9 protein-coding genes and 1 pseudogene are annotated in these 9,089 nt (G+C 68.9%); 4 read left to right on the top strand and 6 right to left on the bottom strand.

Annotated elements, in window-relative coordinates:
- A pseudogene (locus R6V09_RS38080) lies at window positions 1-550 on the top strand (hypothetical protein); the annotation flags it as partial.
- A gap of 95 nt (window positions 551-645) precedes the next feature.
- Here R6V09_RS38080 and R6V09_RS38075 read toward each other — a convergent pair.
- On the bottom strand, window positions 646-1,851 hold the full coding sequence (locus tag R6V09_RS38075) for a glycosyltransferase (protein ID WP_317886053.1): 1,206 nt from the start codon (window positions 1,849-1,851) through the stop codon (window positions 646-648).
- 154 nt (window positions 1,852-2,005) lie between these two features.
- Window positions 2,006-2,413, bottom strand: coding sequence for an ATP-binding protein (locus tag R6V09_RS38070; protein WP_317886052.1), 408 nt, complete (start codon window positions 2,411-2,413; stop codon window positions 2,006-2,008).
- A 36-nt stretch (window positions 2,414-2,449) separates the two neighbouring features.
- Here R6V09_RS38070 and R6V09_RS38065 point away from each other — a divergent pair, with 36 nt between their 5' ends.
- Together R6V09_RS38065 and R6V09_RS38060 are read left to right on the top strand one after the other, a co-directional pair.
- Window positions 2,450-3,493: a helix-turn-helix domain-containing protein gene (locus R6V09_RS38065; protein WP_317886051.1), complete on the top strand. Its 1,044-nt coding sequence runs from the start codon at window positions 2,450-2,452 to the stop codon at window positions 3,491-3,493.
- Between the two features lie 4 nt (window positions 3,494-3,497).
- On the top strand, window positions 3,498-3,791 hold the full coding sequence (locus tag R6V09_RS38060) for a DUF397 domain-containing protein (RefSeq protein WP_317886050.1): 294 nt from the start codon (window positions 3,498-3,500) through the stop codon (window positions 3,789-3,791).
- A 65-nt stretch (window positions 3,792-3,856) separates the two neighbouring features.
- Here the strand turns inward: R6V09_RS38060 and R6V09_RS38055 are convergent, their stop codons facing one another.
- Complete coding sequence (locus R6V09_RS38055; protein WP_317886049.1) at window positions 3,857-4,471, bottom strand: flavin reductase family protein; 615 nt, start codon at window positions 4,469-4,471, stop codon at window positions 3,857-3,859.
- Window positions 4,472-4,535: 64 nt separating this feature from the next.
- Between R6V09_RS38055 and R6V09_RS38050 the strand changes: the two genes are divergently transcribed.
- Window positions 4,536-5,261, top strand: a complete 726-nt coding sequence (locus tag R6V09_RS38050) for an ArsR/SmtB family transcription factor (RefSeq protein WP_317886048.1) — start codon at window positions 4,536-4,538, stop codon at window positions 5,259-5,261.
- A gap of 11 nt (window positions 5,262-5,272) precedes the next feature.
- Here the strand turns inward: R6V09_RS38050 and R6V09_RS38045 are convergent, their stop codons facing one another.
- From R6V09_RS38045 to R6V09_RS38035, 3 genes are all read right to left on the bottom strand, one after another.
- On the bottom strand, window positions 5,273-6,301 hold the full coding sequence (locus tag R6V09_RS38045; protein ID WP_317886047.1) for an aldo/keto reductase: 1,029 nt from the start codon (window positions 6,299-6,301) through the stop codon (window positions 5,273-5,275).
- A 74-nt stretch (window positions 6,302-6,375) separates the two neighbouring features.
- The gene (locus R6V09_RS38040) at window positions 6,376-7,515 is read right to left on the bottom strand and encodes a serine hydrolase domain-containing protein (protein ID WP_317886046.1); all 1,140 of its coding nucleotides are present in this window, start codon (window positions 7,513-7,515) and stop codon (window positions 6,376-6,378) included.
- Window positions 7,516-7,630: 115 nt separating this feature from the next.
- A partial coding sequence (locus tag R6V09_RS38035; protein WP_317886045.1) for a TIGR03767 family metallophosphoesterase occupies window positions 7,631-9,089 on the bottom strand: 1,459 nt, incomplete at its 5' end.

Raw genomic sequence — 9,089 nt, 5'->3', positions numbered from 1 at the left:
GGTGCCGCGTGCCGTCGCGGACGCGGTGGCCGGACTGTCGGACGCGAACGCGGTCCGCCGGCTGCTCACCGAGGCGGTCCGCGGCGGCCACTGCGAACCGGCCTCGGTGGTACGGGAGTTGAACGACGCAAAGCTGCTGGGCCGCCCGCACGTGGTGGACGCGGTGGACTCGCTGCTGGCCGAGGGCCGCGCGATCGCGGAGGACCGTCTCTACCGGATGGTGAGCGAGTACGGCCTCCCCGACCCGGTGTGGAACGTCGACCTGCGGCTGCCCGGCGGCCCGCACCTGGGCGGCCTGGACGCGTACTGGCCCGAGCAGGCGGTGGCGGTCGAGCTGGACACCCGCGCACCCCGGCAGGACGAGGACGCGCTGTGGTCGGAGTACGCCCGCAAGCGCGAGCACCTGGAACGGCTCGGCATCACGGTCGTCCACATCACCCCCAGGAAGCTCCGCGAGGGGCTGGAGCAGCAGGCGGCGGTGGTCCGTACGGCGCTGATGGCGGCGGCGGACCGCGATCCCGCCGCGTATGTCGTGGTGCTGCCCCGGTAGTGACGGACCGGGGCGGGATCAGGAGGGGAGAGGAGGGGCCACCGGGGGGTCGGTGGTCCCTCCTCATGTGTTCGTGTATTCCGTGCGTGTTCGGTCTACAGAGGTTCGGGGAGGGGTGGCGGGGTCGCGTTGGTGGTCGTGTGGCTGGTGTGGAGGCCGTCGATGAGGGCGGCGTAGGAGGCGATCATGCGCGTACGGCTGAAGCGTTCGCGGCTGCGGGCGTGGGCCTTGGCGAACTCCGCGCGGCCGAGGACCGCCTCGGTCCAGGCCGACGCGACGGCGTCCGGGTCGGGGGGCGTGATGATGCCGTGCCCGGCGACGATGGACGCGCTGTCGCCGATGTCGGTGGCGACGGGTACGGCCCCGCACATCATGCCCTCGATCAGGCACAGGGGCGCGGCCTCACCGAAGGACGACGTCAGCGCGACGACGTCCGACCCGGCGTAGACGGTCTCCATGTCCCGCCGCACACCGAGGAGATGGAGCCGGCCGGTGAGTTGTTCCCGGTCCGCTCCGAAGGCCGAGTCGATGTCGGCGGAGAGGGCGGGCTGGTTGTCGGTCATGCCCGTGCCGCACATGACGACGTGGCCGGCGGGTTCGCGTCGTAGCCACTCGTGGGCGGCGCGGAGGAAGAGCGGGATGTTCTTCATCGTGGCGTAGCGGGCGGCGAACACCACGACGGGTGCGGTGTCCGGGATGCCGAGGGAGGCACGGAACGCGAGCCGCCGGGCCGGGTCGGGCCGGAAGCGCAGCAGATCCACTCCGTTCGGGATGACGTGGAGGACCTCGGGCGGGATGCCGGCGGCCTGGTAGGCGTCGCGGGTGGATTCCGCGCAGCAGACAGCGGCGACGACCTTGCCGTCGGCGATGGCGGTTTTCAGTTCGTCGAGGGCGGCGCCCTGGTGTTCGGGGTCCGAACGGTGCAGGCACACGACGACCGGGCGGCGCGGCAGGCCCGCCTGGTTGAGCAGGGTGAGCGGCTGCTCCTTGAGCGACAGGACGACATCGGCGTCCGCCAGGGCGCGGGCCACGTCGGCCAGCTCGGGGCCGGTGAAGCCGGTACTGACCTGGCCCTCACCGCCGCCGAAACTACGGCCGAGGGTGGAGACCCCGACCCCGGCCGCGGTCAGCTGTTGATAGCAGGCATCGTTCTCCATCGCCTGCCGGGTTGCTTCTCGGTGTACTTCTCCGTGGATGCTCAGCACCGAATGATGCTGGCCGCCCTCCACCAGACCCATGATGACGTCGCTGTGGACGATTCGGGCTCCTCCGGAGAAGAAGCCCTCGTAGACCGACAGCACGTGCAGTTCGTGTCTAGCGCGCACACGACCACCCGCCTTGCGTATGAATCGAGCCATCCCCGTGAACAGCGGGTTAGCCGTTATGAGGCGGCACGGACATTTCGTCGGAATGAACTGGGCGTCTCGTGTCTGGGTCCGGTTGGTTATCCCGGGGTCAATTGGTCGCGAGCCGGGCGCGGACCGTCTTGCCGACGTCGCCCCGCAGAAACCAGTCGAGGGACTCGGAGACCCCGGAAACGACCAGAAGCCCGCGCCCGCTCTCCCCTCCGGGAGCCTGGCTGACCACGGGGAACTCCAGTACCGGGTCCGATACGTCGATCGTCAGCGCGGAGTTCTCTTCTTCGTCTACGGCGACCCGCAGCCAGACCTCGTGTCCGGGGACCTTGCCGTGCCGGACCGCGTTCGCGACGAGCTCGGAGGTGACGAGGACGGCGTCGTCGATGTCGCCGGGCCAGTTCCAGAGGGTGAGGCGGCGGCGGGTGTGGAGACGGGCGAGGCGGACGCTTCGCGGGGTCATGGGGTAGCTCATGGACCAGTCGGGGGTGAGGAGGGTGGGGTGCATGGAGTGCTCCTTTCGGGTGGGGGGTGCCCGACTACCGTGGCGAGACTGCGCATCGAGCTGCAATCGAAACTCCTCAGAAATTTCAGGGAAGTTGGAATTGGACTATGCCCGGATCTGCACAAGCAGCTGCACAGCGCGCATACGCCGTGTCACACTCGGCTCGCGCGAACAGGCGACACGCACAACGGCACACGGATGGTGCACATGGCGGCAAAGCGCGGGCGGACCGGCCAGCGACTCGAACTTGGCCTTCAGCTACGTCAGTTACGTGAAGGCTGCGGTCTGGGCGACCGCGGGGGCGGCTTCACACGGAAGCAAGCGGTACAGGGACTGCGCATCTCCGAAGCAACACTGCTGAGAATCGAGACCGGCGCCCTCAACTTCCGGAACGTCGGCGATCTGAGGAAGCTGCTGGACAAGTACGGCGTCACCGACGAAGACATCATCGAGTCGCTGACCAACCTCAACCGGGAGTCCGGGCAACGTGATTGGCTGACCCAGTTCCCCATGCCGACCGGGATGCCGACATTCGTGGGGCTTGAGCCGGAGGCACGCAGCATGCGGGCGTACCACCCGACTCTGGTGTACGGCCTGTTGCAGACCGAGGCCTACGCACACGCACTCCTCGAAGCACACAAGCCGGTCGAGGAGAACACCTCCGAATTTGTGCGCAGTAGTGTGGAGTTGCGGATGAGACGCCAGGAGGTGCTCACCAGGGAGGACCCGGTCAAGCTTCGCGTCATCCTCGGCGAGGCCGCCCTGCGCTACCCGGTGGGAGGTGACGAGGTGCAGCGCGACCAGTTCGAAAAGCTCGTGACGATGTCGTCCTGGGACCACATCGCCATCCAGATCCTGCCGTTCAGAGCCGGCTACCGCTCGACAAACGACTTCGCGATCCTCGACCTCGGGGACGACCTCCCGCCGAGGGTCCAGATCGACAGCGCCTGGGGCGCGACCCACACGTCGGACAAGCGCCGCGAAGTCGACCGGTTCATCCGCCGGTTCGACGCCATGACAGCATCGGCGCTACCTCCCGAGGACACGCCCGACTTCCTGCACCGACTAGAACGAGAGCTGTAGGTCCATGCCCACGCACCCCACCGCCTCCGAACTCGCCCCCGACCAGGCTTGGTTCAAGTCTTCGTACAGCGACGGCACGGGCCAGAACTGCGTCGAACTCGCCCCGGAACAAGCCTGGTTCAAGTCCTCCTACAGTGACGCGGGCCAGAACTGCATCGAAGCCGCCCGACTGCGCCCCACCGGCATAGCGGTCCGCGACTCCAAGAACCCCACCGGCCCCGCCCTGCTCCTCCCCGCGACCGCCTGGGAACCCTTCCTCTCCCACCTCCGCCAGGAGACCCACTCCGCGAAAGCGTGACACTTCGCCTCCCACTGTCACACTTCCACGCCTCCCCCTCCCCCTCCCCTCCCCTCCCCTCCCCGTCAGTACTCCGCCCGGCCCGCTCGACCCAACCGCGCGCCGAGGCCGAAGTAGTGGCGGAAGTTGTAGATCAGTGGGCTCCACACGGTCGGGTCGATATGGGACGTGCCGTCGATGACGATGGCGGGCTCCGCGTGCACGCGGACGGCCTTGGCCTCGACTACGACGAACTGATCCGACGCGTCGGGCCGCAGGCTGCTGACCGTGGCCTCGATCTGGGCCGGGCACTCGGCGATCCTCGGCGGGCGCACCAGTTCTGAGGGAGTCGGGTGCCAGCCGGCCGCGCCGAACTTGTCCGGGGCGAAGCGGCACCCGGGCGGTTTGCCGGAGGGGACCGGATCGGCGCCGGTGAGCAGGGCGAGGCTCTCGACCTGCTTCCACTGGTCGGGCGACGGGAAGTTGATCACCAGTTCCGGCCGGGCCCTGAGGTTGTCGACGGTGTGGCCGTTCGCGCCGAGGCCGAGGAGGAAGACATCGCCCAGCGCCCACGCGGAGGAGATCGGCGCGAGATTCGCCGTACCGTCCGCGTTCTCCGACGACAGGACCACGACGGGCGTGCCGAAGTACAGGATGCCGGGCGTGATGACGCGGTGCGCGCCCTCGTCTGTCAGGGTCATGGGCTCATCGTGCTGGCCGGACTGTTCGGTGCCGGCCGAACCGTTGGCGTGGATAGTGGGAGGCATGAGTGTTCATGTGGACGCGGCCCCCGGAATGGCGGAACTGGCCGCGGTCTTCGCCGATCGCACGCGGGCGTCGATGTGCGTGGCGCTGCTCGACGGCCGCGCCTGGACCGCGGGCGAGCTGGCGCGCTATGCCGGTGTCGCCCGCTCGACGGCCACCGAGCACCTGAACCTGCTCGTCGCGGCCGGCGTACTCGCCGAGGAACGTCAGGGCAGGCACCGCTACCTGCGGCTGGCCGGCACCGACATCGCCGAGCTGATCGAGACACTGGCCTCGCACGCTCCGCCTCAGGCCGAGCGCCGGCACACGCTGCGCACCGCGACGACGCGGGCGGCCCTGGCCCGCGCCAGGACCTGCTACGACCACCTCGCCGGAGCGTTGGGCGTCGCGATCACCGACGCGATGACGAGTCAGGGCATGCTCAGTTGGGACGACGGCTTGACGCTGACCTCCACCGGTCTGACCTGGCTGCGGGAGGTGGGCGTGGACACCGAGGCACTGCGTCGGGCCCGCCGCCCGATGGTGCGCGACTGCCTGGACTGGACCGAGCGCCGCCCGCACCTGGCCGGGGCCGCCGGAGCGGCTGTCTGCGGCCGCTTCTTCGACGCCGGATGGATCGAACGGATCGGCTCCGACCGCGCGATCCGCCTCACCGCGACGGGCGACACCGCTCTGCGAGACCAACTCGACCTGCGCTGGGGTACGTTCGGCGGTCGGCACGACTGAGAGACGGCTGGTCAGGCAGCGGTACGTTCCCCAAGTGCGCGCCTGCGCAGCGCCGTTCGCTGGACGGCCGGCGGGGCGTACGCCATGTCGAGTGTGCCGACGTCTGTGCCGGGCGGCACCAACTCGTCGATCTCGTCGAGGAGTTCGTCCGACAGGACGGTTTCCGCGCCGGCGAGCAGGTCGTCCAGGTGGGCCATCGTGCGGGGGCCGATGATCGCCGAGGTGACGCCGGGGTGGGCGATCGCGAAGGCCATGGCCAGGTGGGTCAGCGGGAGGTCCGCCTTCTCGGCGAGGGCGATGAGCTGTTCGACCGTGTCGAGGCGCTGCTCGTCGGCGAGGTGCTTGAAGCCGAAAGCGGAACGGTGGGTGTCGGCCTGCTGCTCCTTGCGGTAGCGGCCGGTGAGGAGGCCGCCGGCGAGGGGGCTGTAGACCAGGGTGCCCATGCCGTAGCGCTCGCAGACCGGCAGTACCTCGCGCTCGATGCCCCGGTTGAGGATCGAGTACGTCGGCTGTTCCGTGCGGAAGCGGGTCAGGCCGCGTCGCTCCGCCACCCACTGCGCCTCGACGATGTCCGACGCGGGGAAGGAGGACGTGCCGATCGCCCTGACCTTGCCTGCGCGCACCAGGTCGGTGAGGGCCGACAGGGTTTCCTCCACCTCCGTGTCCGGGTCGGGGCGGTGGATCTGGAACAGGTCGACGTGGTCGGTCCCGAGGCGGCGCAGGGAGTTCTCCAGCGCTCGGACCAGCCAACGCCTCGAATTGCCGCGCTCGTTGGGGTCGTCGCCCATCGGGAGGTGCGCCTTCGTGGCCAGTACGACGTTGTCGCGGCGGCCCTTCAGCGCCTTGCCGACGATCTCCTCGGACTCGCCGCGCGAGTAGGCGTCGGCGGTGTCCACGAAGTTGATGCCCGCGTCCAACGCCTTGTGGATGATCCGGACGGAGTCGTCGTGGTCCGGGTTGCCGATGGCACCGAACATCATCGCGCCCAGGCAGTAGGGGCTGACCTTGATGCCGGTGCGGCCAAGCGTGCGGTAGTGCATGACTCTCCCCAAATAAGTGGAACAGCGTTCCGGAAAACCATACGGAACGCTGTTCCACTTACGCAAGTGAACCCCTACCTACCGCAGAACTCCCCCACCACCACCGCCCCCGCGTCCCCCGACCAGTCCCCGTTGAAGTTGAACGCCAGCGAGTGGCGGCCGTCCGGCGTCGCCACCACCGCCGAAGACGAGCCGTGGATACCTCCGTCGTGGCCCCAGAGATGGACACCGCAGGGCAGCTTGATGTCGGAGATACCGAGGCCGTAGCGCGTGGTCGGGCTGTCGCCCGCCGGCACCGTCGTCTGCATCTCCTTGAGCTGCTCCGCCGGAAGGAGCTTTCCGCCCAACAGCGCGCCGTAGAAGCGATCCAGGTCGGCGGAGCTGGAGATCATCTCGCCCGCCGACGAGGCCAGCGACGGGTTCAGCTTCGTGACGTCGTACGTCGGACCCGTCGTCTCCTCCGCCAGCTTGCTGTAGGCGTGGCTGCTCGGGCTCGGAACCGTCACCTTCGTGCCGGGGAGCGAAGTCGCCCTCAGGTGCAGGGGGTTGATGATGCGGTCGCGGATCTCCGTCGCGTACGAGTGACCGGTGACCTTCTGGATGACCATCCCGGCGAGCACGTAGTTCGTGTTGGAGTAGTGCCACGACGTGCCCGGCGCGAAGTCCGGCTTGTGGGCCATGGCGATCGCCACCAGGTCGGCCGGGGTCTTCGTGTCGTAACGGTGTTGGAAGAAGCCGTCCTTGAGGAAGTAGGTGCGGCCGAAGTCGTCGTCCTCCGTGTAGTTGTAGATGCCGCTGGTGTGGTTCAGGAGCTGGCGGACGGTGATCCCGCCGCCGTCGTTGCCGTTGCCCTGGACCACGCCCGGCAGCCACTTCTCCACCGTGTCGTCGAGCGACAGGCGGCCCTCCGCCTCCAGTTGGAGCAGCACCGTCGACACGAAGGCCTTAATGATGCTGCCCACCCGGTACCGGTCGTCGGCCGAACGCGGCTTGCCGGTGCGGAGGTTGCCCACACCGGCTGTCGTCGACCAGGTGGTGCCGCCGTCCCGCACGGTGGCCGTCACGCCGGGAACGCCGTCCTGCACGGCCGCCCGGAGTGCCTCCCGGGTCGCCGTGTGGTCCTTGCCGGCGGGCTCCGCCGCCAGCGCGGGCCCCGCCAGTGCGACCGACAGCGCCACCGCCGTCGCACCCATCACTACGGCACGAACTGCCATGTCTTCCCCCTTCGTTGAGCCTGGTTCGGCTCGGTCGGGGGGAGGGACACGGTGGTCGGGAGCGAAGGTTGCTCCGGTGTACGTCAGTTGAGTGAGTTTCAGCCCTTCTTCAGAGTCAGCCCTTCTTGAGGATCAGCTCGGTGTTGCGGTCCTTCGCGTCGCCGCCCAGCGCCGTGCTGGAGCCCGGTGCGTTGTAGGACAGTTCGCGGTAGAGAGCCGCGAGGCCGGTCTGGGTGAGGTCGGAGAAGTCGGTGCGGTGCGGGGCCGCGGACTCGACGAGCGTGGTGAAGACCGAGAGCGTGCCGTCCTTGTTGTCCACCAGCTCGATGACGCGGGCGAGTTGGGGGTAGTCGACGTGCGAGGCGGTGGAGATCTCCCAGAAGCTGCGGCCGTCGGGCGCCGCGTGCGGGGTGATGACGTTGCGGTGGATGTGGCCGTTGACCCAAGCCAGCACGTTCGGGTGGCTGCCGAGCAGGGCGACGACCGCCGAGCCCTCGTAGCGGCGCTCGGTGGGGTGCGCCGGGTCGGGGCGGGTGTTGTCCATCGTCTTGCTGGTGTGGTGGCTGAAGATCACCGCGTACGAGTCCTTGTTGTCGCGCAGTGTCTTGTCCAGCCACCTCAACTGCGTTGCCCCGATGGACCCTTCGTAGTGGCCGCCCGCGTCCGTGGTGTCGAGGCTGATGCCGATCACGTCGTCGGCGATGCGGAACGCGTAGTACTGCGTGCCCGCGTCGACGTTCGCGGAGGAGTAGCCGTGGCCGACCGGGCCGAGGCCCTGGTAGGCCGGGTCGAGGTGGGCCTTGAGGTACTCGGCGGAGGTGTAGGGGGCGCGGTTCTCGTCCGGCGTGATCGAGCGCGCGGAGCGGGCGTGCGCCTTGAGGAAGTCGCGGTAGCCGGTGCCCTTGGGGTCCTTGGCGTCCCGGATCGAGTTCTGCAGCTTCTTCGCCTCGGCCGCGGTCGCGGTCATCAACTTCTTGCCGCCGATGGCGAGTTCGGTGAGGTACGGGTCCGCGTGCGAGCCGAAGCAACCGAGCGGGAGCGCGTCGTGGTTGCCGACCGTGGAGTACCAGGGCAGGTTGAGGCCGGGGCTGCGGACCTCGCGGATCGCAGCGGCCAGGAAGCCCTTGAGGTGCGGGAAGCCGACCTGCTTGTCGCCGTCGCGCAGGGTGGAGTCGGGCTGCCAGTACAGCTTGAGGCCGCTGTTCATGACGCCCTCGTAGTGGCGCGGGTCACCGGTGTTGGGGGTGAACCGGCCGCCGCTCATGATCTTCATGAACCATTCCAGCTCGGACTTCGCGTTGTTGTCCGTGTTGTCGCCGGTGGTCATCACGAAGTGCAGCGGGGAGCCGGTCACCGGGGCGCCGCGCAGCGCGTTGACCCGCTCGACCAGCGAGATCCCGCCCTGTACGGTCAGCGCCTCGTGCGGGCGCCAGGCGTGCTTGTCGGTCGAGCGCAGGTACTCCAGGCGCAGCGGGTGCTGGGTGTCCATCAGGTGCAGGTCGGTGAACTGCACGAACGACGCGAGTGCCGTACGGCGGCCCGCGCGCCCGGACTTGGCGGCGGCGAGGTCGGCG

The sequence above is a fragment of the Streptomyces sp. W16 genome, from assembly GCF_033194735.1.
Taxonomy (GTDB): domain Bacteria; phylum Actinomycetota; class Actinomycetes; order Streptomycetales; family Streptomycetaceae; genus Streptomyces.
Note: the sequence above shows the minus strand (reverse complement) of the source record. Positions and strands in the feature narration are given on the sequence as shown.